The 563-nt window shown below is 38.2% G+C and carries 1 protein-coding gene; it reads right to left on the reverse strand.

The window, feature by feature from the left end:
* Window positions 1-297: hypothetical protein (locus tag AC2CG4_RS20060; RefSeq protein ID WP_484487955.1), on the reverse strand; the 297-nt coding region annotated here is incomplete at its 3' end.
* Window positions 298-563 lie beyond the last annotated feature (266 nt).

Consider the following 563-nt stretch of genomic DNA (forward strand, 5'->3'; position numbering starts at 1 on the left):
CCAAACTTCCATGATGCTTAAGTCATTAGCTAATTGAAAAACTAAATCTTTAATATTTTCTGGGATTTCCATAGGCTCATTGCTTCTACACTTGAATTGCATAACGTTGCGGTAAACGGCAGAATTTAAGTAGTTTTTTTGTGGAAACATTTTACGAAGTAAAACCACAAAAAAGCTACTTAAATTCTGTCCAGTGGAGCGAAGCGGAACGATGTTTGACCGCCTTGTTACGTGATTATTTTTTGTGATGAATTTGCCGAAGCGGGATTGAGCTTTTGCTTTTGCCTTCCAGTGCAAACTAACACGCTTAAACTTGATGGAACTTTACCCAAAAATGGGAAATAACAAAAGCTGAATTTAACCAAAGCCGAACTTGCATTTCGGCTTTTAAAGAAAAACCTGTAAGAGCACAAACCAGAAAAAACCTTCACATTCTTCAAGCCGCTACAGCGCACAAACTAGCCGAAGCAGAAAAGCCAAAAACATTCGTTCTTCAAAAGATAACGGTTTTGTTTTTGCGTACTTTCAGGTTTGCACAAGCTAAAACGCTTTGCCCACGTAAC

The sequence above is a fragment of the Cellvibrio sp. ATLC23 genome (assembly GCF_057196725.1).